General features: G+C 48.2%; 26 protein-coding genes. 14 read left to right on the top strand and 12 right to left on the bottom strand.

Going from position 1 to position 26,529, the window contains the following annotated elements; genetic code table 11:
- Positions 1 to 164: 164 nt before the first annotated feature.
- The 3 genes from tnpA to rplU form a co-directional block, all read right to left on the bottom strand.
- Positions 165 to 617, bottom strand: coding sequence for an IS200/IS605 family transposase (gene tnpA / locus B7991_RS00370; protein ID WP_088629096.1), 453 nt, complete (start codon positions 615 to 617; stop codon positions 165 to 167).
- Positions 618 to 835: 218 nt separating this feature from the next.
- Entirely contained in the window at positions 836 to 1,096 is a 261-nt protein-coding gene (gene rpmA, locus B7991_RS00375) for a 50S ribosomal protein L27 (protein WP_014545145.1), read from the bottom strand.
- Positions 1,097 to 1,099: 3 nt separating this feature from the next.
- Positions 1,100 to 1,585 carry a 50S ribosomal protein L21 gene (gene rplU, locus B7991_RS00380; RefSeq protein WP_014545146.1) on the bottom strand — a complete coding sequence of 162 codons (486 nt, stop codon included), beginning with the start codon at positions 1,583 to 1,585 and terminating at the stop codon, positions 1,100 to 1,102.
- A 309-nt stretch (positions 1,586 to 1,894) separates the two neighbouring features.
- Here rplU and B7991_RS00385 point away from each other — a divergent pair, with 309 nt between their 5' ends.
- The 4 genes from B7991_RS00385 to B7991_RS00400 all read left to right on the top strand — a co-directional run bounded on the left by B7991_RS00385 (position 1,895) and on the right by B7991_RS00400 (position 7,324).
- Positions 1,895 to 4,726 (top strand): glycoside hydrolase family 2 protein, encoded by a 2,832-nt coding sequence (locus B7991_RS00385; protein WP_088629097.1) that lies wholly within the window; start codon positions 1,895 to 1,897, stop codon positions 4,724 to 4,726.
- Between the two features lie 254 nt (positions 4,727 to 4,980).
- On the top strand, positions 4,981 to 6,252 hold the full coding sequence (locus tag B7991_RS00390) for a glutamate-5-semialdehyde dehydrogenase (RefSeq protein ID WP_088629098.1): 1,272 nt from the start codon (positions 4,981 to 4,983) through the stop codon (positions 6,250 to 6,252).
- A gap of 46 nt (positions 6,253 to 6,298) precedes the next feature.
- Positions 6,299 to 6,649 carry a phosphoribosyl-AMP cyclohydrolase gene (hisI, locus tag B7991_RS00395; protein WP_073424020.1) on the top strand — a complete coding sequence of 117 codons (351 nt, stop codon included), beginning with the start codon at positions 6,299 to 6,301 and terminating at the stop codon, positions 6,647 to 6,649.
- A 120-nt stretch (positions 6,650 to 6,769) separates the two neighbouring features.
- Positions 6,770 to 7,324, top strand: coding sequence for a hypothetical protein (locus B7991_RS00400; protein ID WP_088629099.1), 555 nt, complete (start codon positions 6,770 to 6,772; stop codon positions 7,322 to 7,324).
- Between the two features lie 29 nt (positions 7,325 to 7,353).
- Here the strand turns inward: B7991_RS00400 and B7991_RS00405 are convergent, their stop codons facing one another.
- Positions 7,354 to 7,617, bottom strand: a complete 264-nt coding sequence (locus B7991_RS00405; RefSeq protein ID WP_088629100.1) for a hypothetical protein — start codon at positions 7,615 to 7,617, stop codon at positions 7,354 to 7,356.
- 60 nt (positions 7,618 to 7,677) lie between these two features.
- Between B7991_RS00405 and B7991_RS00410 the strand changes: the two genes are divergently transcribed.
- The 9 genes from B7991_RS00410 to B7991_RS00450 all read left to right on the top strand — a co-directional run bounded on the left by B7991_RS00410 (position 7,678) and on the right by B7991_RS00450 (position 17,655).
- Positions 7,678 to 8,703, top strand: coding sequence for a hypothetical protein (locus tag B7991_RS00410; RefSeq protein ID WP_088629101.1), 1,026 nt, complete (start codon positions 7,678 to 7,680; stop codon positions 8,701 to 8,703).
- 16 nt (positions 8,704 to 8,719) lie between these two features.
- On the top strand, positions 8,720 to 9,841 hold the full coding sequence (locus B7991_RS00415) for a hypothetical protein (protein WP_088629102.1): 1,122 nt from the start codon (positions 8,720 to 8,722) through the stop codon (positions 9,839 to 9,841).
- Positions 9,842 to 9,890: 49 nt separating this feature from the next.
- Positions 9,891 to 10,880, top strand: coding sequence for a hypothetical protein (locus tag B7991_RS00420; RefSeq protein WP_088629103.1), 990 nt, complete (start codon positions 9,891 to 9,893; stop codon positions 10,878 to 10,880).
- Positions 10,881 to 10,914: 34 nt separating this feature from the next.
- Positions 10,915 to 12,162, top strand: a complete 1,248-nt coding sequence (tilS, locus tag B7991_RS00425; protein ID WP_088629104.1) for a tRNA lysidine(34) synthetase TilS — start codon at positions 10,915 to 10,917, stop codon at positions 12,160 to 12,162.
- The gene (gene ftsH / locus B7991_RS00430; protein WP_088629105.1) at positions 12,131 to 14,221 is read left to right on the top strand and encodes an ATP-dependent zinc metalloprotease FtsH; all 2,091 of its coding nucleotides are present in this window, start codon (positions 12,131 to 12,133) and stop codon (positions 14,219 to 14,221) included. Before tilS ends, ftsH begins: the two co-directional genes overlap by 32 nt.
- Before the next feature lie 84 nt (positions 14,222 to 14,305).
- Positions 14,306 to 15,145: a dihydropteroate synthase gene (gene folP, locus B7991_RS00435; RefSeq protein ID WP_254917783.1), complete on the top strand. Its 840-nt coding sequence runs from the start codon at positions 14,306 to 14,308 to the stop codon at positions 15,143 to 15,145.
- The gene (gene cdaA, locus B7991_RS00440) at positions 15,132 to 15,980 is read left to right on the top strand and encodes a diadenylate cyclase CdaA (RefSeq protein WP_085490523.1); all 849 of its coding nucleotides are present in this window, start codon (positions 15,132 to 15,134) and stop codon (positions 15,978 to 15,980) included. The genes folP and cdaA overlap by 14 nt, the downstream gene beginning before the upstream one ends.
- Positions 15,981 to 15,983: 3 nt before the next feature.
- Positions 15,984 to 17,210, top strand: a complete 1,227-nt coding sequence (locus B7991_RS00445; RefSeq protein ID WP_073424011.1) for an SUMF1/EgtB/PvdO family nonheme iron enzyme — start codon at positions 15,984 to 15,986, stop codon at positions 17,208 to 17,210.
- A gap of 67 nt (positions 17,211 to 17,277) precedes the next feature.
- A complete protein-coding gene (locus B7991_RS00450; protein ID WP_088629106.1) occupies positions 17,278 to 17,655 on the top strand; it encodes a hypothetical protein in 378 nt (125 codons plus the stop codon).
- A 287-nt stretch (positions 17,656 to 17,942) separates the two neighbouring features.
- On the opposite strand, the gene B7991_RS00455 is transcribed toward B7991_RS00450, so the two are convergent.
- From B7991_RS00455 to B7991_RS00475, 5 genes are all read right to left on the bottom strand, one after another.
- Positions 17,943 to 18,689 (bottom strand): amino acid ABC transporter ATP-binding protein, encoded by a 747-nt coding sequence (locus B7991_RS00455; RefSeq protein ID WP_088629107.1) that lies wholly within the window; start codon positions 18,687 to 18,689, stop codon positions 17,943 to 17,945.
- A complete protein-coding gene (locus B7991_RS00460; protein WP_088629108.1) occupies positions 18,679 to 20,175 on the bottom strand; it encodes an ABC transporter permease subunit in 1,497 nt (498 codons plus the stop codon). The genes B7991_RS00455 and B7991_RS00460 overlap by 11 nt, the downstream gene beginning before the upstream one ends.
- Positions 20,176 to 20,250: 75 nt before the next feature.
- The gene (locus tag B7991_RS00465; RefSeq protein ID WP_088629109.1) at positions 20,251 to 22,041 is read right to left on the bottom strand and encodes a PCMD domain-containing protein; all 1,791 of its coding nucleotides are present in this window, start codon (positions 22,039 to 22,041) and stop codon (positions 20,251 to 20,253) included.
- Positions 22,042 to 22,050: 9 nt separating this feature from the next.
- Positions 22,051 to 22,791 (bottom strand): hypothetical protein, encoded by a 741-nt coding sequence (locus B7991_RS00470; RefSeq protein WP_145993978.1) that lies wholly within the window; start codon positions 22,789 to 22,791, stop codon positions 22,051 to 22,053.
- 138 nt (positions 22,792 to 22,929) lie between these two features.
- Positions 22,930 to 23,610, bottom strand: a complete 681-nt coding sequence (locus tag B7991_RS00475; protein ID WP_088629111.1) for a CAP domain-containing protein — start codon at positions 23,608 to 23,610, stop codon at positions 22,930 to 22,932.
- Positions 23,611 to 23,774: 164 nt separating this feature from the next.
- Between B7991_RS00475 and B7991_RS00480 the strand changes: the two genes are divergently transcribed.
- Positions 23,775 to 25,370 (top strand): ABC-F family ATP-binding cassette domain-containing protein, encoded by a 1,596-nt coding sequence (locus B7991_RS00480; RefSeq protein WP_014544889.1) that lies wholly within the window; start codon positions 23,775 to 23,777, stop codon positions 25,368 to 25,370.
- 100 nt (positions 25,371 to 25,470) lie between these two features.
- Here the strand turns inward: B7991_RS00480 and B7991_RS00485 are convergent, their stop codons facing one another.
- From B7991_RS00485 to B7991_RS00490, 3 genes are all read right to left on the bottom strand, one after another.
- The gene (locus tag B7991_RS00485; protein ID WP_088629112.1) at positions 25,471 to 25,668 is read right to left on the bottom strand and encodes a hypothetical protein; all 198 of its coding nucleotides are present in this window, start codon (positions 25,666 to 25,668) and stop codon (positions 25,471 to 25,473) included.
- A 1-nt stretch (position 25,669) separates the two neighbouring features.
- Entirely contained in the window at positions 25,670 to 25,846 is a 177-nt protein-coding gene (locus B7991_RS14725; RefSeq protein ID WP_176421731.1) for a hypothetical protein, read from the bottom strand.
- A 76-nt stretch (positions 25,847 to 25,922) separates the two neighbouring features.
- The gene (locus tag B7991_RS00490) at positions 25,923 to 26,516 is read right to left on the bottom strand and encodes a hypothetical protein (RefSeq protein WP_254917784.1); all 594 of its coding nucleotides are present in this window, start codon (positions 26,514 to 26,516) and stop codon (positions 25,923 to 25,925) included.
- Positions 26,517 to 26,529: the final 13 nt, after the last annotated feature.

Consider the following 26,529-nt stretch of genomic DNA (forward strand, 5'->3'; position numbering starts at 1 on the left):
ATAAAACGTGTATACCGACCCCGGAACGGAGTCCGGTGAGACAAAGCCGAATAAGTCACAAGCCACCCCTAAGAGGGGTGGCTTGCTTTGCCCCTAGAAGGGGCTGTTACTGCCAGCGCCTTAATGACGCTGGCTTTCTCTTCGTTCAAGCCATTGTGGACTGATTACCGGCCACCCTTGAAAGGGTCATCGTATTCTTTCGTTGTGAGCTTATCCTCTATCTGATCCGCTTTCTCCTGCTCGCGGATATACTTTTCTACAGTCGCAGAGTTTAACCCCACTGTACTGACATAATATCCCGTTGCCCAGAAGTGCTTGTTGCCGAACTTATACTTCAGGTTTGCATGGCGTTCGAAAATCATCATCGACGACTTTCCCTTCAAATAACCCATGAAGCTTGACACCGCATATTTAGGCGGAATCGACACGAGGAGATGGATATGGTCACTCATTAAATGACCTTCGATAATTGTGACACCTTTCCACTTGCACAAATCTTTTATAATTTGGCGTATATCCGTCCGCAACTGGAAATAGATTATTTTGCGACGATATTTAGGTGTAAAAACGATATGATACTTGCATACATACTTGGTATGCGCTAGACTTTCTGCCATTTTGGGATGTTTCCTTTTGATAGTGTTGGCTTGAACAACTAAACATTATCAATTTTGGGAACATCCCTTTTCTTCTATTCGTAATGGCTTAAGCTCTAATCTCACCCGCATAGCGGGTGGTTGTTAAAGCCGCTGCTACGCATCGGCTTCTTACCTAAAGGACTTAAAACAAAAACCGGGCGCTTTCGCGTCCGGCTTTTAAAAGCTAACCAAAGTTATTAGGCTTCTTCAGGATAGACAGAGACCTTCTGGCGCTTTGCATCGAGGCGTTCGAACTTCACAGTGCCATCAACGAGGGAGAACAAGGTAAAGTCCTTGCCCATACCGACATTGTTGCCCTTGTGGAAGTGAGAACCGCGCTGACGAACGATGATGTTGCCAGCCTTGACGGTTTCGCCCGCATACTTCTTAACACCAAGGTACTTGGCGTTACTGTCGCGGCCGTTACGTACTGAACCTTGACCTTTCTTATGTGCCATGGATTAAGCCTCCTTAGCCTTACGCAGAGAGTTCTTCTTGACCTTAGCCGGCTTCGGAAGTCCCTGAGCGATCTTTTCCTTGCGAGTGAGCGGCTTGTTCTGAACCTTCTGCTTAGCAAGGGCAGCCACGCGAGCGCGGTTGCGGGTAATAACTTGAGGGTCAACGACTGCAGATTCAGCGCCGGAGCGGAGTTCCGTGACGAGCACCTCGGTATAGCCCTGACGATGACCGTTACGACGTTCGTAACGGGTACGACGCTTCTTCTTGAACACGATGATCGTGTCTTCCTTGCCATGGGCGAGAACTTCGACCTTGACAGATGCGTCATTCAGGACAGGGGTGCCGACTTGCACTTCTTTTCCGGAGAAAAGAAGAACGGACTTGAGCTCCAGTTCAGAACCAACAGCTGCGTCGATCGTCGGGACCTTGTAGGCCTTGCCGAGTTCGACTTTATACTGGAAACCACCTGTTTCAACAATAGAATACATTTTTGTAATCCTTTTTAGGTTGCTATTGGGGCCCAAAATATAGTAATAGTGCACAGAAAATCAAAGAGGCACAGAAGTGAAAAATGATAAAAAAGTGCATTTTCAAAAAATAACTGGATCCTTACGCCTTCGGCGTCAGGATGACGAGAGTGAAAAGGAGTCTGGATGACGAGAGAGTCCGCTCAGGAAGACGAGTGAGCGGAAAACGAAAGAAAAGCAGCTCGTTTAAGCCTATTCTCTCGTCTCTCGTCACTCGTCTCACATCTCTTTTTGCTAAATTATCGCTGAATTTTATAAAGGATTCCCTAAATGAGCAAAATTATCAGCCTTGATGGCGATTGGCAGATGATCTGGGACACGGAAGACACCGGCATCTCCAATCGTTGGTATGCAACGTATCCTGAAAAAACACAGACTGTTAGCGTTCCCCACATCTGGGAAAGAGCTTTCGACAAGCTTTTGATGGCCCAGGACTGCGCATTCTATTTCAAGAGATTCACGATTGACGACGAAAAGCAGGTCACAAAGCGCATTTTCCTCCGCTTTGAAAAGATCGCAACGCACGCCACCATCTGGCTTAACGGTAAACTTTTGGGCGACCACTTTGGCGCCTACACGTCCTTTGTCATTGAAACGCAGAAGGCAATCAAGCTCGGCGAAGAAAACATCCTCTGCATCCGTGTTGCTAACATGGGTGCAACGAACAGCCGCATCGACTTCGGTCGTGAAAGCAAGGAAGGCGCAAACGACCGCTACGCCCACCCGGGAGAAATGCCGGTTGGCCTCCCCTGGTCGCAGTATCCGTATGGCGGTATCTGCGGTCACGTGGACTTGATTCTCGGCAACGCCGCATTCATTTCTGATATTCACGTCGAACCGGACATGGACCAGGAACGCGTTTCTGTCGAAGCATTCTTCAACAACCCGCGTGGTTACCAGTCCCGTCTCCGCATCCTCATGAAGAACCCGAACGGCGACGTTTACGAATTCTTCAAGGATATCAAGCTCGAAAAGGAAAACGCCACGCAGAAGTTCTTGCTTGGGATCAAGGACTGGAAGAAGGACAAGTGCGTCTGGAGTCCGGAACGTCCGAACCTTTTCGCCATCGAAATGCAGCTTGAAATCAAGGGCGCTAAGGGCAAGGCTCCGGAATACACCTTCCCTGTCGTGAAGACTTTCGGCTTCCGCAAGTTCGACTGCCTCAAGGGCGACTACTACATCAACGACTCAATCGTGAAGCTCATGGGCGTGAGCTACAACCAGCAGTGGAGCGAAGGCGGCCTCTGGACGGACCAGAACCCGGCTCTCGAAAAGGACTTGAACGCAGTGAAGGCTGCAGGCTTCAACGTCATCCGTTCTTGCGGCGCTCCGCTCAGCAGCACGGCTCTCGACATCTGCGATAGAATCGGTTTGTTCGTGTTCCAGGAATTCCCGATCCACACGATGCGTTCGACCGCACAGGGCCTCGAAATCACGAAAAAGCTCATCAACGACATGGTGCGCGACCAGCACAACCATCCGTGTATCGCCGCCTGGATTCTCGGTTCCGAAAACGGAACGTTCATGCTCCAGAACGGTAACAAGCTATTGAACGCTATTAGCCCGATCGACACCTGCCGCCCGGCTATCAGCAACTTCAACAGTATCTACCTCGACAACGAAGCAAACTTCCACAAGGATACGGGTAAGATTATCCCGGTCTCCATCGACCGCATCTCGCAGTACGCCACAATGCGTATCAACCCGCGCGAAAACCCGAGCGCTGCTTACACGCACTACCTCGCCCACATGTTCGACAAGGAAGATGTGGAGCTCATGGTTCCGGATACGGGTCTCGGCGACAGCCACTTCCAGGATGAAGAAGAACCTATTTTGAACGACATCGAAAACAAGGTTTTGGTGACGCTCAAGAACAACACGCTCTTCCCGAAGCGCGCAACCACCATTGCCGGTCCTCGCAGTGTCAAGAGCCAGAAGGCCATCAAGAACGAATTCAAGTCTGTGGAAACGTTCGTCGACGATAGCAAGCTCTCCATTTGGCCGAACTTCGAATCATTCAACGCCGATGTTTACCGCATTGCGCTCAAGAGCAAGTATGACCAAATTACCGCCTTCCAGAGCAACCCGCAGATTTCCGGTTTCTTCCTCGACCAGTGGGCCGACAACGGCACAGACTTTAGCGGTCTCAACGACGAAAACAGAAAGTCCAAGGGCATCCAGACGTTCGCCCGTGAAATCACGGCACCGAGCCGCGTGCTCATCAGCGAACTGGAACACGTCGCCACACCGCAGAGCGAAGTCAGCTTCCAGCTCACGCTTTTGAACAACAGTCGTCTGGAAGATGTGGAAATCGAAGTTTCGCTTATCGACGCTAAGGAAAAGGTTCTCAACACGCAAAAGGTCATGCCCGAAGAACCTGCAGAAAAGAAAACTCTTACGCAGCTTGGCATTTGCACGTTGATGGCTCCGCGCGCTACCGGCATGTACAAGATTAAGCTCACGCTCAAGGATTGCGGCAAGGAAATCCATTCCAGCTACGAAGACTTGATCGTAATCGAACAGGCCGACGTGAAGGACGCCATGAGCAAGGTTTGCTTCCTCGATAACTACGACGAATCTAGCGATGTGCTCGCCGCGCTCGACGGTTCCGAACAAATTATCTTCACAGCAAACTTGAGTTCTTGGCCGGATGAAATCTTGGAAAAGATTATCGATGTCACGAAGAACGGCGGCAAGACTTTGTTGCTCTCCGATATGACGACTGAAGATATCGACCTCTTGAACCAGAGCCACAACTTTGAAAGCAAGATTGAAGCACACTGGACAACGGGTGCAAACGAATTCAGCTTGCATTACTTGCCGAAGGATTCTCCGCTCCTCGCTGTGTTCGGAGGCAACGGCGTTCTCGACCACAACTCCGCATCGGCTATGCCGGGCATTTCGTTGAACGAGCTCGCTGGCGCTAAGGTTTATGCACGTTCCGTGACGCTCAAGGATGGCGAAATCAAGACGGGTGTGGACCTGCAGCTCGTGCCGTTTGGCAAGGGACAGATCATGTTCAATCAGTTCAGCGTGATTGAAGGCTTGGAAACGAACGCCCTTTCGGATGCTCTGTTCACGGCAATCGTGAACTTGCTGTAATTGGTTCGGCAGGCTCACCAACCTTATTAAGGTCCAGGTCCCTGAGCTCAGCCGAAGGGCCGAAGCGTATAATTAGTAATTACAAGAGTCCCGCCCTGGTGCGGGACTTTTTCGTTAAAAAGGAGGTGCCCGCTTACTTCGACTTCGCTCAGCACAGGCTCTGGCGGGCATGACAAAGCACGCAAACCGTCATCCTGAGGGCGACAGCCCGAAGGATCCAGTGCAATACATATTAAATTTCTATATTTGCTCTTATGACACAGAATAACGTTAATTTGGAAAAATACTCTGACGAGCTCGCCAACAATGCAAAGAACGCGAGCAAGAAAATCCGTACATTGAGCGCTGAAAAGCGCGCAGCCGTGCTCGCACGTGTTGCAGAAATCCTCCGTGCAAAGAAGCCGGAAATCCTCGCCGCTAACAAGCTTGACCTCGAAGCTGCCGCCGGCAAGCTCGACGATTCCAAGATGGATCGCCTGACTTTAAACGATGCCCGCATCGAATCGATGGCCAAGGGTGCCGAAGAAATCGCTGCATTTACCGACCCGCTCGGCCGCGTTCTTGAATCTCGTGAACTCAAGAACGGCATCAAGATTAGCCGTGTCGCTGTGCCGATAGGTTCTGTGTTCTTTATTTTTGAAAGCCGCCCGAATGTGACGATTGACGGAGCTTGCCTTTGCTTCAAGGCAGGCAATGCCGTAATTCTCCGCGGCGGCAAGGAATCGCTAAACTCCGCAAAGTGCCTCGCCGGGATTTTCCACCAGGCTCTTGAAGAAAACGGCGTTGACAAGGACGCTGTGCAGCTCGTGACCGAAACGAGCCATGATCTCGTGGGCATGCTCTTGCAGCGCAACGATTGCCTCGACCTCGTGATTCCTCGCGGTGGTGAACGTTTGATCCGCGCCGTCGTGGAACAGAGCAAGATTCCTGTCATCAAGCACTTCAACGGCATCTGCCATGTGTACGTGGACAAATCCGCCGACATGGAAAAGGCCGTGAACATTCTCATCAACGCCAAGACGCAGCGCACGGGCGTGTGCAACGCCATGGAATGCGTGATTATCGACCGCCACATTGACGCAGCAAACGTCAAGAAGCTCATTGATTGCCTCGCCGACCGTGGCGTAGAACTCTTTGGCAACAAGGACGCCCAATCGCACGACAGCCGCATCAAGGACATCGGCGATGACAGCAACTACCATCACGAATACCTCGCCCTCAAGGCTAGCGTCAAGTTCGTGGACAACGTCGAAGAAGCCTGCGATCACATCGAAAAGAACAGCAGCCGCCACACGGAAGCCGTTGTTGCAGAAGATGCAAGCGTTCAGGACTACTTTGTCGCAAATGTCGATAGCAGCAGCGTCATGGTGAATGCCAGCACACGCTTTGCAGACGGTGGCGAATACGGTCTCGGTGCTGAAGTGGGCATTTCTACGGACAAGCTCCATGCCCGCGGCCCGATGGGCGTCGAAAGCCTCTGCAGCTACAAGTGGATTCTCCGTGGCAATGGACAGGTTCGCGGATAATTAGACGAAAGAACGGCGCTTTGCGCCTACAGACGAGAGACGAAAGATGAAGTTTGAAGACTTAATCAAAGAAGTAAAATTCGAAGTGGAATTCGGTGGAGTAAAACTCGCGCCGGCAATCGTTCAAGACGCCGACAAGGGCGACGTGCTGATGATGGCATGGATGAACGAAGAAGCGCTCCGCCGCACGCACGAATGTGGCGAAATGGTTTTCTGGAGCCGCAGCCGCAAGGAATACTGGCACAAAGGTGACACCAGCGGAAACGTGATGACGGTCGTCGAATGGGCCGCCGACTGCGATTCCGACGCACTGCTGTTCAAGGTGCGTATGCAGGGCCCGCAAGTCGCTTGCCACACAGGCGCTCGCAGCTGCTTCTTTAAGAAGTGCGAAAAGTAAACAACACTTCCAAAAATTTCAGCCTAGTTTGCACACGCAAGCTAGGCTTTTTTTTGTAAAAAAAAGACACCAAGAGCCACTCGGCAATCAAAAAAATGGTAATTTATTTGTGGAGAAAATATGATTCAACGAATATTTGCATTTTTACTTATTGCCGCAGTACTCGGGTTTGGGCAGGCCAACGCCACCGAAGATAACGGACAAACGCGCTTTTATAAGGATTCTGTACAGGCAATCCAACACGCAGAATTTACGCAAGTAGACTTTGATGGCTATTACGAGAACTTGATCCAATCCGAAAAAGACATTGTCAAAGAAGCAACAATCGGAAGCGTTGTCAGCGGAGTCGCTCTAGGATTTGGCATTTTCACCACAATCATCGCTTTTAGCGATAACGAAAAAAACGACAGGAATTCATGGGCCGAAATTCACAGACAAACTCTACAAATTTCAGGCGTTAGCCTAATAACCGCAAGTTCTATAGGTCTATTTGTCAGCCTCTACACAATCATCACCAGCACCGGCGAGAATAGCAAACGCGCCGCGTACGAACGAGTCTACGAGATCTACAAGAAGAGACGCGCCGAGCTCAAGAACGACACAAAAATTCTTGTTACTCCAGCAGTGGACTTACTTGGAGGCTCCGCCGGATTAAAAGTGGATGTGGCTTTTTAATTTCGCAAAATGCGAAAAATCGCAAATTGTCAGTATATGACACATTCAAAAATAGGGCATAAAACATCAAACGCATTCAACCCCAAATTTCCCCATAAAAAAGGGAAATCCCCCGCATCGGCGAGGGATTTCTTGTGTTTCAAATTTCTGTTGTACTTTGTCTTGTCTCGGACGACTCTTGTCCGTAACGTGGCTCCATTTTGGGAGCCGTCTATGCGTCGCATGCGCATCATATCGCTTTCTTTGGCGGTTTCAGCAACCTTGCTGAACACTTTATCTTTATTTTTAACCATGACAGCCTCCTTAATAGACAAATTTAATATATTTCATTTGAATTAAGAAGGGTTTCTAATATGAAAAAGACTTACGCAGTTTTATTTGGCATGTTCATGCTCACCGCCTGCAGTGAAGACAATCCGACATCGGGGCTCGACAACACTCAAACAACAAAGCCATCAACTCAGGCAATAACGGATTTTGGCGATGGTTACACATACGCCATTCCGATTAAGTACGACGAAGCAACGGGACGTATTTATCAGGGAACATACGCTTGCAATTACCACCCCGACACCAAAACATTCGCTTGGGAAGAATATCCAGAATCTCTAGATCCGGGCACTTATAAGATTGTTGGCGATTCACTCTGGATGGGGCCAACAGAAAAGGAAGTTTCGGATGATCCCGATGAGCAACAGTTTCTTGACGTTTACCGCAACTACGAAACGTTGGCATTGAGTAGTGACCACAATGATATTTATGGGACGTGGAATGTCACCAGTTGCAAGAGAAGCCTTGGGGATACAGAAATCAAGTGTTCCAAATACATCGGTGGCATAAGTGGAATTATAAGAACAATGAAAATTACAAAAGACTCCATTTATATCATTACAACTGTTGATTCAGACAACCTAGATCCAAACGATGTTAACATCGGAAAAATTATAAATCGTAGTTTTGGTTATGATATCGGCGACGCCACCATCAAGCAGCTGATGCTTGAAAAAACGATAAAGAAGGAATCTAAAGATTTTTTAACGCAATCGTTCATTATTGGCAACCAACTCTTTGAAGTTACTTCGACTCCTAAATTCAATGCAGCAGGAATGAACTACATTACAACGATGTCTAGCAACGGAAAGACTTGTACAAACACGCAAAGATTGGGATTCATCAACGAGAAATTGTGCAAAGAAGAAACCGCAGAATTCTTATTGAGTGCACGTGATAAAAGCGACGATCAATCTTACTATAAAGAAGGACCTGTAGAAGGATTCAGCATTGATAACAGCGACGAATTCAATGAATGTGCAAGAGGTCTTCCGACAGAAGATACAAAGCAATTGTTGAGTCAGTACGTCAGCAATTACAATGATTAATTTAGGGGAATAATTTATGAAAAAGATTACATCTCTTCTTTTTACGGCTATTGCACTTATCGCTTGCAGCGAAGATAATCCGACAAGTATTTCTGAAGGCCCAGTATCTTCATCCTCCGAAGATACCATTTACAGCTCGGATATCGCAACAAGCTCTTTCTCCGAAAAAACAGACAGCGACAAGCGCATCCTTTCATGGACGCAAACTCGCGAGTTTGCCTTCTTAGACACAATTCATTTGAGATACTATCATCTTGAACACGATTGTATTTACAAAGAATCCTCAAATTCATTTTCGTGGGAAACCGGCAAATATTTAGGATTCGTCGACATAGACACGTTATACGAAAAAGACAATTATGATTACAGTTCGTTCGGCTATATGCTTTCCAATGATACGCTATACGAATGCGATTATATTGCAGCCGAATGCAACGACGTGTCTAAAATGAGTGCAGCCTCTGTTTACACAAGTTCTTCAAAATCGCTATTTGGCACATGGAATTATGTTGGACGAATTTATGACGGAATGTTCTTCGTTGAAGAAGATTATGCAAATGTTGAAATGACGATTACCCCCACGGGCACTACAGAAAAGATTACTTACGTACATGACCCGGCACCGTTATATTATACAAACAACTTCTGCTCCATCGTATATGATTTATTCGACGAAGCTGATGAATTAGAAAATGCATGCTTTGACTATTTTGGAGCAATAAAGAAACATAACGGGAAATACGAGCGTTACATTAAAGAAACAAATACTTACGAATCTATTCCTGACACAGTTAAGTTAGGTGATAATTATTGGGTTACTGCAATAAACGCTAACGAAATCATTCTTTTTGTAAATGGAACCAATTTAAATGTCAAATACAACCAGGATATGCTTGAGAACCCAATCACGATGAAACGTGACATGACCGTTTCGAATGGGGAAAAGACCTGCGAATATCATTCGACACAAATAAATCAAATTACCAAAGAAATCTGCGAAGCCGCAACATATGATTCTTCAAAAGTGATATCAGACTACAGTAACATCACCGGTAAAGAAGAAAAGATGTTAAGTTCTTACTTGAACAACAACTACGAATTCAGGCAGTGCATCAAACAGCTTTCAAAAAAAGATTGATTTCAAAATTTTGTTATTTTTTTGCTATCTAAACAAAATGGAATTTTTTATGAAAAAAATTATTGCACTTGCAATTATCGCATTTTTGTTCATCGCCTGTTCCAACGATGGATATACGTTTTCCACAACATACAGTTACGATGAAAACTCAGGTATCTTAAACCGAGGAACAGTCTCCTGTAACTACAATTCCGAATCCAAGACTTTTACATGGGGAGAAAACAACAAGCCCTGGAACTCGAATAAAATCAAAATTGTCGGAGATTCCATGTGGATTAGTCCGGCCCAAAGAAAAATATCTGATGATTCTTCGAGACAACAATTCTACGACGAAATCTACAATCTTGACACATTGGCATTAAGCAACGACCACAACGGTCTTTACGGCACATGGAATATGACCAAATGCACTAGGATTTACGGAAAGACCGAAGTCAACTGCGACTCCTCAAATGAATTCGCTATATACAATCGTACTTTGAAATTTACGCAAGATTCCTTATATGTTACCAAAACTTTCGAAAAAGGGACTCTAGCAAAAGATGATTCCATCGGGAATAAAGAAACTGAACAAAAAAGATCAACACTCTACAGCTTTATATTGTTAAACACATTAGGATTAATGTACGAACCATACATGAGTTCCGTTTTAGTAAAACTTGGAGTCTTCAAATTTTCAAAAATGGACTATTACCATCAAGTTTTTTCTATTGCAAACCAGTCTTTTGAATACACCAAAAGCATTTGGCTTGATTCTACAGGAGAAAATCTTCTTGAAGTATTTTCTAGCAATGGCAAAACTTGCAGTCGACAAAACAAAAGTGCTTTTATAACAAAAAATCTATGTTTAGAAAAAGATGAAAATTTTCTACTCAGCGCTAGAGACAAATATATTGGCCCCAAACGTTATGACGATGGCCCCGTATTCATCTACGACATCGACAATCAAAATGAATTCTATACATGCGTAAGATCGCTCCCGACAAAGGAAACTTTAGATTCATTAAGCAAATACCCACACATCGACTACGGTGATTAAGAAGAATTTTACTCTTGCCCTGAACTCTATTTGATTGACTTTCGATTTAGTTGAAAATATTCGCCATCATGGTTTTAAGCGCCTGCTGCTTGCAGTTTCAGGCGGTTTAGATTCTATTTGCTTGGCTCATTATTTTATCGAGAACCGCGATGCACTTGGAATTGAATGGCTAGGCATTGCGCATGTACATCACGGGCTACGCGAAGGAACGGCAGACAGAGACGCAAAATTTGTAGAAGAATTTGCAAAGTCGCACGACGTTCCGTTTTTCTTGAAGAAGTTGGATGGTGAAGCTCTGAAAGATGCAGACGGTTCGCTAGAAGAGAACGCACGAGATGCAAGGTATAAAGCGCTAGTCGAGATTGCTCTGAATAAAAAATGGCGATCCCGGAACGGAGTCCGGGATGACATTGAAGAAGGGTGCGTTACGATAGCTATCGTGACGGCGCATCATGCGGGGGATCAGGCGGAGACGATGTATATGCGTCTTAAGCGAGGGACAACGCTAGCCGGGCTCCGCGGGATTCAGGAAGTAAGGGAGATTCTGGACAAGAAGGAGATGCCCTCCCCATACGCGGATCATGCTCACATAAGTGCTAAAGCACTAAGTGATCAAAGAGATCAAGTCGGGCATGACATTCCCTGCATTCACATCTATCGTCCATTCTTGAACGTCACTCGTAGCGACCTCCTCGCCTATGCTCGCGAAAATGGTTTAAGCTGGTGCGAGGACGAAAGCAATGCGGATGTGAAGTTCGCACGCAACAAGATTAGGCACGAGTTTTTGCCGAATCTGGAACGAGAATGTCCGGGGGCAATCCAACAGCTTTGCAAGATTGCGGGGCTAGCAGACAAAGCGTATGCAAAAGTAATCGCTAAATGCTCTAGATCCTTCGACTTCGCTCAGGATGACACAAGGGGATTCCCGCTTACTTCGGCTTCGCCTCAGGATGACAATGCAATACGTACGATTGCGCTGGACAAGAAAAAGCTCAACAAGATTCTACGCGAATACGCCAATGCAGATCTGTCCGAAATGTTCCGGTTGTGGCTCACAGAAAAGGGTTTTCGGTTCCCGATTGGCTTTTTCTACGGTCCTAAGGAGCCTGCCCACGTGAAAATCCCGGTCCGGGCGGTTTATCGCCGGCGTTCCGTCGTCAAAATAGCGCATACTGTCTGGATTTGCGAGTTCAAAGACGCGCTTTCAGCCGCAAAATTTGTATCTTGCGAGAAGAAAGAAAAGGATTATAATGAATCAACCAAAGAAGCCAGCTCCGTTTAAGAACAAGAATTTTATCATTGTTCTCATCATGCTCCTCATGCTTTTCGTCATGTTCCCCATGACCGGGAAAGAGTCCAGCAAGGATATCACCCGCACCGAATTTTTAGCCATGATGGGCGATTCAACCAAGGTCATTACTGAACTCACCCTCCAGAAGACTCCCGATGGCGTGATTATCGAAGGCGCTTACGAGATGTCCCCGGAAGAAATCGCCGAGGCCAAGAAGAGCCAAAGCGCTCTCGCCAGGTTCACTCGCAATAGCACCGACACCAAGAACAAGCATTTCAAGAGCCACATGCTCGATATTTCGAACGAGCAGATTTCGACTTGGGAAGCTTTCAAGGGCGTGAAGGTCAAGGTCATTCACGAATCGACCACCTGGATTGATACTCTCGTTGCATTCTTGCCAGCCATTTTGCTGATTGCGTTCTTCTATATCATGATGAGCCGTCAGATGGGCGGTGGCGGTAAGAGCCCGTTCTCGTTCGGCAAGAGCCAAGTGCGCCAGCTGAACTCGCAGAAGAAGACCACGTTCAATGACGTTGCCGGTTGCGACGAAGCCAAGCAGGACTTGCAGGAACTCGTTGAATTTTTGAAGGATCCAAAGAAATACGACAAGCTCGGTGGCCGCATCCCGAAGGGTGCTTTGCTCGTTGGCCCTCCGGGTACAGGTAAGACGCTCCTCGCCCGCGCTGTTGCAGGCGAAGCAGGCGTGCCGTTCTTTAGCATGTCGGGTTCGGACTTCGTGGAAATGTTCGTTGGCGTGGGTGCATCCCGCGTGCGTGACTTGTTTGAAACCGGTAAGAAGAACGCTCCGTGCATTTTGTTCATCGACGAAATCGATGCCGTGGGTCGCCAGCGTGGTGCAGGTCTCGGAGGCGGTCACGACGAACGCGAACAGACTTTGAACCAGTTGCTCGTGGAAATGGACGGCTTTACCGCTAACGAAGGCGTGATTTTGATTGCCGCCACGAACCGTCCGGATGTGCTCGACAAGGCTCTCCTCCGCCCGGGCCGCTTTGACCGCCAGATTGTGGTGGGCCTCCCCGACCTCAAGGGCCGTGAAGAAATTTTGAAGGTACACTTGAAAAAGCGCAAGGTGCCTCTTGGCGATGATGTCGATGTGAAGGCAGTCGCTAAGGGAACTCCGGGACTTGCCGGTGCAGACCTCGAAAACTTGGTGAACGAAGCAGCGCTCCTCGCCGCAAGGTTCAACAACAAGAAAGTGACGATGCTCGACTTTGAAGAAGCACGCGACAAGCTCAGCATGGGTGCTGAACGCCGCACGCTCCTCATGACCGACGAAGAAAAGCGCCACACCGCTTACCATGAAGCAGGCCATGCCCTCATGACGCTTCTCTGCAAGCACTCCGACCCGCTCCACAAAATTACGATTATCCCTCGCGGACGCGCTCTCGGTGTGACCATGAGTTTGCCCGAACGCGACCAGGTCAGCTACAGCCGCGAATACGCCGAAGAACGCATCATGATCATGATGTCCGGCCGTCTCGCCGAACTCATTTTCTTCAACCACCAGAGCACAGGTGCAAGTAACGACATTCAGCGCGCGACAGAACTAGCCCGCAAGATGGTGACGGAATGGGGCTTTGACGAAGAAATCGGACCGGTCTGCTACAGCCGCGCCGATGGCGAAGTATTCCTCGGACGCGAAATCAGTAAGCCGAAGGAAATGTCTGAAATGATGGCCGAAAAGATCGACAACGCCATCAACAACTTGATCAAGCGTATGGACAACAAGGCAAGACTACTCCTTGAAGAACACAAGGACAAGCTCACCGACCTCGCCGAAGCGCTGTTTGAATTTGAAGTGCTCGACCGCGAAGAAATCGACAAGGTCATGGCTGGCGAAAAGCTCACCGGTACAAAGAAGAGCCGCCAGTACAAGGCCATGGAAGAGCTCGCAAAGAAACGCGAAGAAGAAAATACTCCGCCGCCTGACCCGGGTGACCAACCGCCGGTAGCTCCGATTACCGACGTGCAGCCCGCCCCTGCATCAGGCAACGAAACCGCTACAAATTCTGTGAAAGAAAACGAATAAGGTCGCTCAATGCTCCGCTCTCTATTAGAATCTAATCGTGCAATCTCTTGGAAAATTGGAAACGACATCATTCCAGCTTCGAGGATGCCGCTTGTCATGGGTATCGTGAATGTTACCCCGGACAGTTTCTTTGATGGAGGCAAGCATAACACGCCCGAAGCCGCTTACGAGCACGCCATTTCGTTGGTGGAACAAGGTGCTGTGATTCTCGATATCGGCGGTGAAAGCAGCCGCCCCGGGAGTGCTCCCGTGAGCGTTCAGGAAGAACTTGACCGCGTATGCCCCGTCGTAGAGGCGCTCGCACAGACCGCAACCATTTCGGAAGACCTCGACAATCCGGGATTCCGCAAGTTCTACATCTCGGTCGATACGGTCAAGGCTAAAGTCGCCGAAGAATGCATGAAGCTCGGTGCGCACATCATCAACGACATCAGCGCCTGCATGATGGACCCGAAGATGATAGAAACCGTTGCAAGCACAAAGGCAAGCGTGGTGCTGAACCACATGCGCGGAAACTTCGGAACGATGCAGCAGGACTTTAAGCCATACACAAACGTGGTGCAGGAAGTTCAAGAAGAACTCTTGGCTCAGGTGAAGAAGCTCCTTGACGCCGGTGTCGAAAAAGAACGCATTTGCATTGATCCGGGTATCGGTTTTGGAAAGACGGTTCAAGACAACATAGACTTGATGAAGTCCGTGGACGTGATGCTCAAGGACGGCTACCCCGTTTTGATCGGCACGTCGAGAAAGTCCTACATCGGAAAGATGCCTGGACTTGAAACAAGCGATAGACTTATCCCGACCGTGACCGCAGACATTATCGCCGCCCTTGGCGGTGCAAGCGTTATCCGCGTTCACGATGTTCGCGAAGCAAAAGAATCACTTTTATATTTGGAGGCTTTGAAGTCCCATGACGCTGTTTAAGTTATTCGGCATCATCGATGTTCGTATGGCTGACATTCTGGACGTTCTCCTCATATCAGTCATTCTGTACTATATCTTTTTGCTGTTCCGCGGGACGCGTGCAGCACAGATGATTTTCGGCGGCTTTTTGCTTATTCTCGCATGGCTCATTGCGCAGTGGTGGGAACTCCATACGCTTGTGTGGATGCTCAGTAACCTCGCTACGCTCGGTATTATCGCCATCGTGATTTTGTTCCAGCCCGAAATTCGAAGCGCCCTTACGCGAATCGGTCAGAGCGTGAGTAAAGTGGACTTGCGAAACATCCTCTTCCACGCGAGCGGTCTCGATGACATCGCCCAGAAAATTTGCTCAGCCGTTCAGGATTTGGCAAAGACAAAGACCGGCGCGCTCATCGTGCTTGAAAAACGCGTGGGCCTCAAGAACTACGCTGATACGGGTGAATACCTCGATGCACGAATCAGCTCTAGACTTTTGCGCGCATTGTTTTTCCCGAACTCCGCTTTGCACGACGGCGCCGTGATTCTCAACTGCAAGTCGATTGTCGCCGCAGGCTGCATTCTCCCAATGCCGACCGGTAACGCCGAAGGCGATGCAGGCTACGGTATGCGCCACCGCGCCGCTAAAGCTCTCGCTGCCGAAAGTGATGCCCTCATCATCATCGTCTCCGAAGAAACAGGTAAAATTTCTACCGCTTACAGAAACAACCTGAGACGCGGCCTCACCCCGAAAGAACTTAAAGCAGAAATTTTCCGCCACTGGCACGACCTCTTCAACGAAGTTATTGAAGAAGATCAAGCCGAAGGTGAAAACGAAGCAGTCGAAAACAAGGTGTAACTTATGGCAAACAACGAAAAGAATTCTACGAAGAACGCACAAAATGCGCAGGGCAACCAGAAGAAGAAAAACGGGAAACGCAATCTCGTCATCTTGATTTTGATGTTCCTTTTGCTCATCTGCCTTTTTGTAGTGCAGTGCCAGCTCAACAAGGTCAAGCAGCAAGCGCTTGAAGAACAGAAACTCTCGGAACTCGCACTCCGCCAACAGCAGATTCTTGATAGCCTCCGCGCCGAACAGGCCAAGGCCGACAGCTTGAAGGCTCTCGAAGAAGCTAGAATCGCAGACAGTTTGCGCATCGCGGACTCCATCCGCACGGCAGATTCGCTCGCCAATTTGCCCAAAGTCCCGGCAGTCAACAAGGACAGCATCCGTGCCTATCGCAAGTTCCGCAGGGATAGTCTCGCCCGCGTTAACGACTCGCTCGCACGTATCGAGAGAGACCGCCAGGATTCCCTGAACAAGGCTCGCTTCGCCGATAGCCTCCGCAACTCGGACAAGGTCCCGCCCACAGCCGAAATCACGCCTCCTGCAGGCCGCTACTACGACCCGATCAAGCTCAAGGTCAAGTGCGACGAAATCAAATGCAAGACGTTTGTTTCCATCGGCGATACGCTCAATCCGCAAGACGCAAGCAAGGGCATAGAATACAACAAGACCGGTTCCGTGTTCTTCTACGCTACCGACTCCGTCGGTAACCGCTCCGCTTGGGAAGAAGCCAAGTACGACATGGCAAGCGATAACATTTGCGGCAAGAACGCCTACCCCGTCCCGGTTGGCGGAAAGACCGTCTGCGTAGACGCCTATGAATACCCGAACCAGCCGGACGCTACACCGAAGGACATGGTAAGCCAGGAAGAAGCCGCACGCATTTGCAAGAACGAAGGCAAACACCTCTGCACAATCGAAGAATGGCAAGCCGCCTGCCGTGGCAAGGACGGTTTCAAGTTCTCTTACGGTAATGGTTACAAGCAGAGCAAGTGCAATACCAACACAAAGGCAGCCAAGAGAAGCGGTCGCAAGACGCAATGCCGCAGCTGGTATGGCATGTACGACATGAACGGAAACCTCTGGGAATGGACAGCCTCAACAAGCAAGCAGCACCCGGACAAGTTCCTGGTCGCAGGTGGCGCATGGAACACGAACAACGAAAGTAGCTGTTCCGTAAGCAAATTCAGCTTCTACCCGCAGAACCAGTACCCGAGTGTCGGTTTCAGGTGTTGTAAATAACTCACCGTTAAAACAACATTACATAGATTCGCTAACCCAACCGGAAAAAATTATCTAATTTAAGAGCATGAAAACGAAACTTATACTCTCCGCACTTTTAATTTCTTCGTTTACGTTCTTCGGCTGCAACAATGAAAAGCCCAACTATACGGGTTACTGGAAAGGCGAAGCCGACATGATTTTCGAAGTTCTTACCGAAAACAACGTCGATTACACCATCAGAAACGTGAACGGCGACCTCACGGCCAAATACGAGAACAACGCTCTCCGTGGCAAGAATTCGCTCAACATGGACATTTTGATGCGCGTCAAGGGCGACTCCGCCTACTATGAATTCGGCGAAGACGAATCTGGCAAGATCGTGACGGGTTACATGAGAATCTCGAAGGACGAATACGACAAGATTTTCAAGGCTCAGTCCGAAGCTAAGAATAGCTATAACTAAGCGCTGAACGCCGGCTAAATGCCGACAAGATGCACGCGTTTAAAGAGACCCCGGTTTTAAAACCGGGGTTTCTAGTTTTTATCGTCATTAAAACTTAACTGGATGGGGCTACGCCCCAACTCTTTGGCTCGGTTATGCCCATGCAAGCATGGTCGCAACACTCGCCTTTTGAGTTGTCTTCCGCCTTCAGCGTCAGGATGACGAAGAAATAAGGCGGGGATGACAAATAATGGTGATCCCGGAACGGAGTCCGGGATGACAACTTAATGCGGGAGTGCCGCGACAGTCTACTTCTTGAGTGCGGACAAGAATTCCTTGAGGCGGGTGTCCTTCGGGTTGTCGAAGACTTCTTCAGGGGATCCGTCTTCCTTAACGTAACCGTCGGCAAAGAACAGCACACGGTTTGCCACTTCGCGGGCAAAGCTCATTTCGTGCGTCACAACGATCATCGTCATTCCTGACTTTGCAAGGTCCTTCATGATCTTGAGCACTTCGCCCACCATTTCCGGGTCCAATGCACTCGTCGGTTCATCAAAGAGGATGGCTTCGGGCTGCATTGCCATGGCACGGGCAATAGCAATACGCTGTTGCTGACCGCCCGAAAGCTGTGCCGGGTAATGATCTGCACGGTCCAAAAGTCCCACACGCTTCAAGAGTTCACGAGCACGCGTTTCGGCTTCTGCCTTGGACAAGCGACCGAGTTTCACCGGCGCAAACATGATGTTCTTGAGTGCGGTCATGTTCTTGAACAGGTTGAACTGCTGGAAAACCATGCCAACGCGCTCGCGAATCGAAGGCTTCGAAACGTCCTTTGCCAAAATGCTCTTGCCATCCAAAAGGATATCACCGCTCGTCGGCTGCTCAAGCAAATTCAGCTGGCGCAAGAACGTCGACTTACCACAACCAGACGGGCCGATAATTGCAATCACGTCACCGCGATGGATATCAAGCGAAATACCCTTGAGGATTTGCTTGTCACCGTAAGATTTGCAAAGGTTCTTGACCTGGATTAAAGTTTCTGCATTAGCGTTCATTTTTCTTCAACCTCTTTTCAAGTTTTGCAACACAAGCCGAGAGCCCGGCGACAATGATAAAGTAAATTGCAGCCACAGCAAGGAGCGGGAGCATGGCTTCGTAAGTCATACTGCGGATGATATCGCCACCGCGAGTAAGGTCGGTAAGGCCGATGTAACCGCAAATGGAAGTTTCCTTGATGAGCGAGATAAATTCGTTCGTGAGAGCCGGGAGCGAATTCTTGAACGCCTGCGGGTATACGATGTAATAAAGGACAGTACGGAACTTGAGGCCAAGACTACGACCAGCCTCGATCTGTCCCGGGTCTACGCCCTTGATGCCGCTGCGGATGATTTCGGAAACGTATGCACCCGAGTTGATGCCGAATGCGACAATCGCGACGAGAATCTTGTTGATGTTCACCGACGAGAATACGATGTAGTAAATGATGAGGAGCTGGATCATCATCGGCGTGCCGCGAATCACGGCGAGGTATGCCTTCGCAAACCAATTCAGTACCTTGAAACGACCGTTAAATTCATTGCTCGTGCGAATCTGCGCAATCACAAAGCCAATCATGATGCCAAGGAGAGCCGCAAAGAACGAAATCACGAGCGTGTTGCGGAGACCTTCGACAATGAACTTCCAACGGGAATCCTTCACGAAATTCTTGTAGACATGATCGCCAAAACTTTCTTCGCTTTCGACAGTTTGGTCACCGCGAACAATCACGACGACTTTCGAGAGCGTGTACGGAGTCGTAAAGTTGATGGACTTTTTGCGTTCTTCGGTCACGGTGAATCCCGAGAATCCGACATCAGCCTTGCCCGATGCGACCGCATTGATAATCGCGTCGAATTCAATGTCCTGAATTTCGACCGTGCGGTTGAGGTAGTCGGCAATGTAGTTCACGATTTCGATATCGAGACCGACAATCTTTGTGTTCTCGTAATATTCGTATGGCGGGAACTGAGCGTTGGTCGAAACAACGAGCTTCGGGCCTTCGGTCACTTTTTTCTGGTAGTGGTAATTGCCCGAACGGTAAATGTACGTGTTGAAGAGGGAATCGTAAACGCCATCCTTCTTCATCGCTTCAAGCGCCTGGTTCACTGAATCCAAAAGCGCTTCGTTGCCCTTCGCGACAACGCCTGCATACATTTCTTCGACGAAGACTTCTTCGAGAATGCGAAGCGACGGATTCTGGAGCACGAAAGCCTTGGCTGGCTGATCATCACTCATGACCGCGTCAATCTTTCCCTGCAACAACGCTTGCACGGCATCGGCAAGTTTCGTATAGCGTTCGACATCGATTTTCGCCGTGTCGCCACCAAAGTCCGACGCGTAGATATCGGCGGTGTTGCCTATCTGCACGCCCACTTTTTTGTGGCCGAGATCGCTGATGGAATGAACCCTGTTGGGGATGACGGTCTGTTTCTCGCTTTGGCACGATGTGAGCGCGAGCGAGAACAGTGCAATAAGAAGAGGGAGATATAACTTTCGTATCATTTTCTAACCTTAATTAAAAGTTAGTTAAAAGCCGAAAGTTTGGGAACCCTTGTGAGTATTATATAATATATGGGCTTAATATATCAGCTTCATTTCGTCAATGACGAGTGTAGCGCCCTTTGTGCCCTTGTAATGGTTGCCATCGGCACTCGAAGCAAACACAACACGGATATGCGTCACGGGCTCGTCGCCTGTCCCCTGCACCAAGCCGTTGTTGATGGCGGACTTGTTCGAGGATTCAAGTTTCGTGTTGAACGTCGAAGAATTTTCAATCGGTGAACCTGCGAGCGGTTCGCCGTACTGGAGCTTGAGACGGAGCGTACGCATCTTATTTTCGTCCGGTTCCGAGACACTTACGACATCAGGATTTTCGCGGCCGGAATTATCGGCCTTTGTGGAACGGAACCAAGCGGAAGCGACCAGCTTGTTCACGTCACTTGATTTGCGATTGACGTTCTTGTCGCCGGTGCGATTTTCAAGAAGAATGTAAATATCGCAGCTGTCGCCTTTACCTTCGTAGCTGAACTTGACTTCCATGAATTCAGGGCGAGCGTTAAAAGGCTTGCCGAAATCCAGGAGTTCATTGCCGTCGGGCCATGTCGAAGAACTCGCCATCGAGAGAGTACCAACGCCTTTGGGATTAAAGACCGCCGTGTAAAGGCTTCCGCTTGCCGTTTTTGTAAGAGCAGAACTCGTCTGGATTTGAGCACCGATCATGGAGCCAGACGTGATTTTTTCCGTCGTCGTCAAAATCGTGTTGGCATTACCCCAGATGGAATCAGGCGTGACATAATCACCTTTCCAGGTGTTAAAATTCGATCCCGGCAGCTGATAGCCCGCCTTGATAGTGTACGTTTCAGATTCGTCGTTTGCATTCGTGACAGTCACTTGAACGCCAGCACCAAAGTCATAAGACTCACCCACTTCGACATTGGCGGTCGCACCTTCTGAAAGTTCCATTTCAGAAAGTTCAAGCGTTGTGAGATCAGTGCGGAAATCCAGATCGTCCACGTGGAACGTTTTGCGGTCTGCATCAAATTCAGCGGATTTGCCTGCGATGGAAAGCGAGAGGATGCGCGGGGCGGGAGCTTCGCGAGAATCGCTAGATTCTCGAGAGCCGCTGGATTCGACGGGATTTTCAGCAGCAGAACTGCTAGAGTTTTGAGAATCGCTGGATTCACGAGAGTCACTAGAGTCAGGAGATTCGTCGCTATTTGAACTGCTCGATTTTTTCGTGGAACTGCTCGACACACTACTTGACGTTGCGGATTTTGTGGAACTACTCGATGCACTACTAGAAGCAGAACTTTTCGCGGAGCTACTAGACTTTGCAGATTTTGCAGAAGAGGAACTGCTTACCGGTTCGAGTTCTGGAACGTTCAACACTAACTGCCAAATTGATTTTTTCCCGCTTTCGGAAACAACAACGACATAAACAATATGGTCGCTAGGGACTTGAATTTTATCGCCAACTCTTACCGCTTTTTTTGAACGAGAAACCTTTTTCGTCAAAGAATCCAGCGCCAAAGAATCCGTCGGGAATTCCTCAATTTTACCATCAACCAAATAGAGTGATGCAAAATGACTCATATCGATATTTTCGACTGTCACAGAATCCCAGGTATCAAGCGATTCTGGCGGTGCTACAAAATCAAATTCCATGCGATGTTCTGCCGAATATACAGCAGATGAGCCATCCTGTTCTGCAAACGAAATTTCTTCTAAATTGCGGTAATCCGATGCCCCAAATGTATCGTAATCTGCCGAACATCCATTCAAAAGTACAATTGCGACAAGTCCAAGGAGCGAGAGCGCAGCACTAGCACAATATCCATTTTTCGTGCGATTAAAATTTTCTAACAACATTACAAACTCCTAGAAGAAATACACCAACGAGAAATCAAGGGCCAATAAGTTTATCTTAAAATTCACAATGTTGTAAGAAACTTCACTGCGTTTTTCACCATTTTCTTCAACTACAATCCACGAAGAGTTCAAGCCCAAAAGTCCGACTGAAGTTTCAAACGCCAAACGATCCAGCACCATAATACTCAGGCCAGGATTAATGCCAAACTTAAACGTCCAGCCATGATTTTTCGTTTTCGAAACATCCTTGCCATCATCCGATTGCGAGATACCGTAGGAATATTCTACCGTAAGCGAAGTTTCGTTAAAAAAGTAAATCGTCTTGGAATCAAATACTTTCAAATAGTTCTTGAGGAACGGCTGAACAAAAAAACCGTTACTCACATACTTGCGATGTTCCTTAACATCGGCCAGATCTTCGAGGATTGAATAGTCGATATCTACATATGTACGACTGTACCCAGCACGAGCGCCAATCGCCATAGCATCACGAATAAAATATCCACCAAAAACTTCGGCGGTAAAAGTATAACCTTCGGCCTTGTAAATATCACCAAACAGAATGTTCAGCGCATCTTCGTCAGAATTTCCTTGAAGCAAGAAAAGCGTTGCGCCCGTGAGGATATTTCCACGATGGATTGCCTCATCCTCTTCAACTGGATAAAGGCTACCAAGAAGCCCGCCCTTTTTCGAAGGTTTAGTAGAATCCGCAGGAGCTGCCGAATAAGCAAGCGCAACAAACGTCAACAAAAAAATGAAAAATTTTGACTTTAAACTCATGGGGACAAAGATAAAAAAAAGACCCCATTAAGTAAATGGGGCTTATATTACAAAATAATTTCCATATGACTAATCATCATGGGAATTTCTTACAATTTTATTAGGTTTTTACTTTCTGAAAAAATTAATATTCAGCCAGCCTTTTTTACTATCTTCCGTGAGAGCAATACCACAAGCGACCGTTTTGTAATTGCCCTTCATGTTCAGGTAATGGCCGATATAGGAATAATCCTCTTTTTTGTCGGGATCGCGCTCACCGCTTACCACAAGAGCCTTTTCATCTTCCCACATCATCTTGAGGAAAGCATCGGTTGCTTCTGTTGCAGTTTTGCGCCAAGAGGTGCTAAAGTTAGGACCCGAATTTTGCGCACCTTCGCCGCAATCACCAAAATGACCGTGAGCTTTATTCGAAGCGAGGTCGTCGGCAGCTTGATTGTCAGTGCAGGTTTGCTTTTCTTCTGGTGCGAATGTCAGCGGATCGAGATTCTCGGTTGCACGATATTCGTTGATTTTCGCAAGGCAATCTTCGCGCCAAGTTTTACTGAAAAAGGACTTTTCCGCAGAAGAAGAGGATGATTTTGCCGAGGACGAAGACGACTTAGACTTAGCAGAGGAGGAAGACGAACTTTTCTCAGTAGACGAGCCTTCATCATCAGAGACTTCTTCATCAGTGACTTCTGTTACATCGATAGACACCACATGACGTTCATCGGAACATCCCGAAATAACAAAAGCGAGTGAGGCACAGATTGCGAGCTCCACCATATTTTTAAATAAATTAATTTTCATAGTAAACCTAAAAAACAACTGGATTCCTCGCGATGCTCGGAATGACGGTTTTTCTACTGGATCCTTCGCGTTGTTCAGGATGACACGTTTAATAATAGCTTTTTCGGGCTAGCAATGCCCAAGCCCCCTACAATCCCGACCCACAATTTACTATCTTTGGCGCCATGCTTAATGTTTCTAATGTCAGTCTCCAGTATGGTAGCCGCGTCCTCTTCAAGGAAGTGAACCTTTCTTTCAAGAGAGGCAACTGCTACGGTGTCATCGGCGCAAACGGTGCCGGCAAGTCCACATTCCTCAAGATTCTTTCGGGCGAACTAGAACCGAACACGGGTGAAGTCACGAAGGACCCGGGCGAACGTATCGCCGTTTTGAAGCAGGACCACTTCGCCTACGAAAACAACACTGTCCTCGAAACCGTGATGATGGGTTTCCCGGAACTCTACGAACTTGGCAAGAAGCGCGACGAACTTTACGCGCTCCCTGAAATGACCGAAGAACAGGGCATGCAGGCCATGGAAATCGAAACGCGCTTTGGCGAAATCGGCGGTTACGAAGCCGACTCCAACGCAGCCGTGCTCCTCAAGGGCCTCGGCATTCCCGAAGAATTCCACTACAACTTGATGTCCGAACTCGATGGCGGCCAGAAGATCCGCGTGCTCCTCGCCCAGGCTCTGTTTGGCAACCCGGACATTTTGCTCTTGGACGAACCGACGAACCACCTTGATTTGGAAACTGTCGGCTGGCTCGAAGACTACCTCGAACGTTTCGAAAACATCGTGATCGTGGTGAGCCATGACCGTCACTTCTTGAACGCCGTCTGCACGCACACTTGCGATATCGACTACGGCAAGATCAACATTTACGGCGGTAACTACGAATTCTGGTACGCAGCAAGCCAGCTCGCCCAGAAGCAGCGCAAGGACCAGAACCGCCGCGCAGAAGAAAAGATTGAAGAACTCAAGGCGTTCATTCGCCGCTTCGCATCTAACGCCGCTAAGGCCAAGCAGGCCACCAGCCGTAAGAAGCTTTTGGACAAGATGACCGTCGAAGAAATGCCGGCCTCCAGCCGTAAGTTCCCGTGGGTGAACTTCAAGATGGACCGCGAACCGGGTAAGATCGTACTCGAAGTCAAGAACGCCACCGTTGATGGCGGCGACGGCATCGTCTGCAAGGGATTCGACTTCTCGCTCGGCAACCAGGACAAGGTCGCTCTCGTCGGTGAATACGACACACTCAAGACGGCATTCTTCCAGCTCATTGCCGAAGAAATCAAGGCACCGGATGGCGTACTCAAGTGGGGCAACACCATCAGCTACAACTACTTCCCGAAGAACAACGACGCTTATTTCAAAACGGACCTCTCCCTCGTGGATTGGCTGCGCCAGTACAGCAAGGAACAAGACGAAACGTTCATCCGCGGATTCCTCGGCCGTATGCTCTTTACCGGTGAAGAAGCTTTGAAGAGCGCAAACGTGCTCTCCGGTGGTGAAAAGGTGCGCTGCATGCTTTCGAAGATGATGCTCTCGAACGCAAACTGCTTGCTCCTCGACGAACCGACCGCACACCTCGACTTGGAAGCCATCACCGCTTTGAACAACGGTCTCAAGGCATTCCAGGGTCCGGTCATCTTCTGCTCTCAGGACCATGAATTTGTTCAAACCGTCGCAAACCGCGTCTTGGAACTCACGCCGAACGGTGTTGTTGACCGCAGCATTACCTTCGACGAATGGCTTGAAACCAAGAAGACGAAGAAGAAGTAATTAGCAGTTCTCTGTTTTGAAACGGAAAAGCCCGCACTGTGGCGGGCATGACTATGTTAATATCCCTGTCACAGCAAGTGGCAGGGATTTTTTTGATATGCTAACCAATCTTAAACTGCAAAATTTCTTCGGCAGTTAGTTTATCAACGGTTTTCCCAACGCGCCTTGCATACCGTCCTAACTCCAACAGATTTAATTTGCTTTTCGGGGGATTTTTATACGGATTTGGAGGCGCCATATATTCTTCCATAGAATCCGCTAAAATAACGGCAGGTTTTCTAATAGAACATTCATTCATACTACTTGATTGCAAAAGCGGCTTTCAGCAATTTCTCAGGCACTCCATGAGAGCGAAGGTATTCAACAATCTTCTTATAACGAGCAGCATACCTTTCTTTTACTTTTGCTTCGCCTTCAGCCAAACCTTTTTGCCGAGCGGAACTCATACACGCATTGAATTCATCTCTATCGATCATACTTGTGCCTCCACTATCAACTCATTTAAAATACCTTTTTCGAGAATTGACGGCAAGAGGGCGAAGTTTTGTGGAATTAAGCGTTCAAACCAAGAATAAAGAAAAATAGAAATATAGGAACTATAAAAATCCACACGCCTTGAAAATAATGATTCAAATCGGCATCACTCATTGTCGAATGATCTACAAGTGAAATTACCAAATACCACAAGCCAACATTCATCTCTAAAGATAGCTTTGCTGTAAAAATATAATTCAGCAAAAAACACCCCAAGCCAATACCAACAACAGTCGGCGCAACCGCAGTCAAAGAATGTTGTACGGCTTGTATGAACCAAGGCCCACGAACTTGGTAACTAATATGTCCAAGGCGTCCATTATCATTTTCAAACATACAAATTTCGTGAACTTCTGCACCCGTGATAACCGCAAAAATCAAATGAGACATTTCATGAACGAAAGTTCCTGGGAAAGTGAGAAAGTTTACGAAAAAAAAGGCAAAATCATGATTTAGATTTTTGAGGATTTCAACCTGCAATCTTTCCAAGCCATAAAGCAGCATGCCAGCCACAACAGGAATAAAAACTACAATTGTAGTCAAAACGGCACTGACGCCAGCAATAGCACCAATGCCGTTACCCCAGCCAAGCCAGGCGATGAGTTGTTGCATGAGAGAAATCATT

This window comes from Fibrobacter sp. UWB3, assembly GCF_002210405.1.
In the GTDB taxonomy this organism is placed as follows: Bacteria; Fibrobacterota; Fibrobacteria; order Fibrobacterales; family Fibrobacteraceae; genus Fibrobacter.

Excerpts from the sequence above, each read along its gene's own strand:
- B7991_RS00410 (WP_088629101.1), top strand. The coding sequence starts at position 7,678 with ATGAAAAAGACTTACGCAGTTTTATTTGGCATGTTCATGCTCACCGCC.
- B7991_RS00480 (WP_014544889.1), top strand. The coding sequence starts at position 23,775 with ATGCTTAATGTTTCTAATGTCAGTCTCCAGTATGGTAGCCGCGTCCTC.
- B7991_RS00385 (WP_088629097.1), top strand. The coding sequence starts at position 1,895 with ATGAGCAAAATTATCAGCCTTGATGGCGATTGGCAGATGATCTGGGAC.
- cdaA (WP_085490523.1), top strand. The coding sequence starts at position 15,132 with ATGACGCTGTTTAAGTTATTCGGCATCATCGATGTTCGTATGGCTGAC.
- rpmA (WP_014545145.1), bottom strand. The coding sequence starts at position 1,096 with ATGGCACATAAGAAAGGTCAAGGTTCAGTACGTAACGGCCGCGACAGT.
- hisI (WP_073424020.1), top strand. The coding sequence starts at position 6,299 with ATGAAGTTTGAAGACTTAATCAAAGAAGTAAAATTCGAAGTGGAATTC.
- folP (WP_254917783.1), top strand. The coding sequence starts at position 14,306 with ATGCCGCTTGTCATGGGTATCGTGAATGTTACCCCGGACAGTTTCTTT.
- B7991_RS00420 (WP_088629103.1), top strand. The coding sequence starts at position 9,891 with ATGAAAAAAATTATTGCACTTGCAATTATCGCATTTTTGTTCATCGCC.
- B7991_RS00490 (WP_254917784.1), bottom strand. The coding sequence starts at position 26,516 with ATGCAACAACTCATCGCCTGGCTTGGCTGGGGTAACGGCATTGGTGCT.
- B7991_RS00415 (WP_088629102.1), top strand. The coding sequence starts at position 8,720 with ATGAAAAAGATTACATCTCTTCTTTTTACGGCTATTGCACTTATCGCT.
- B7991_RS00390 (WP_088629098.1), top strand. The coding sequence starts at position 4,981 with ATGACACAGAATAACGTTAATTTGGAAAAATACTCTGACGAGCTCGCC.
- tnpA (WP_088629096.1), bottom strand. The coding sequence starts at position 617 with ATGGCAGAAAGTCTAGCGCATACCAAGTATGTATGCAAGTATCATATC.
- B7991_RS00475 (WP_088629111.1), bottom strand. The coding sequence starts at position 23,610 with ATGAAAATTAATTTATTTAAAAATATGGTGGAGCTCGCAATCTGTGCC.
- B7991_RS00400 (WP_088629099.1), top strand. The coding sequence starts at position 6,770 with ATGATTCAACGAATATTTGCATTTTTACTTATTGCCGCAGTACTCGGG.
- rplU (WP_014545146.1), bottom strand. The coding sequence starts at position 1,585 with ATGTATTCTATTGTTGAAACAGGTGGTTTCCAGTATAAAGTCGAACTC.
- ftsH (WP_088629105.1), top strand. The coding sequence starts at position 12,131 with ATGAATCAACCAAAGAAGCCAGCTCCGTTTAAGAACAAGAATTTTATC.
- B7991_RS00485 (WP_088629112.1), bottom strand. The coding sequence starts at position 25,668 with ATGAATGAATGTTCTATTAGAAAACCTGCCGTTATTTTAGCGGATTCT.
- B7991_RS00450 (WP_088629106.1), top strand. The coding sequence starts at position 17,278 with ATGAAAACGAAACTTATACTCTCCGCACTTTTAATTTCTTCGTTTACG.
- B7991_RS00445 (WP_073424011.1), top strand. The coding sequence starts at position 15,984 with ATGGCAAACAACGAAAAGAATTCTACGAAGAACGCACAAAATGCGCAG.
- B7991_RS00405 (WP_088629100.1), bottom strand. The coding sequence starts at position 7,617 with ATGGTTAAAAATAAAGATAAAGTGTTCAGCAAGGTTGCTGAAACCGCC.
- B7991_RS14725 (WP_176421731.1), bottom strand. The coding sequence starts at position 25,846 with ATGATCGATAGAGATGAATTCAATGCGTGTATGAGTTCCGCTCGGCAA.
- B7991_RS00460 (WP_088629108.1), bottom strand. The coding sequence starts at position 20,175 with ATGATACGAAAGTTATATCTCCCTCTTCTTATTGCACTGTTCTCGCTC.
- B7991_RS00465 (WP_088629109.1), bottom strand. The coding sequence starts at position 22,041 with ATGTTGTTAGAAAATTTTAATCGCACGAAAAATGGATATTGTGCTAGT.
- B7991_RS00455 (WP_088629107.1), bottom strand. The coding sequence starts at position 18,689 with ATGAACGCTAATGCAGAAACTTTAATCCAGGTCAAGAACCTTTGCAAA.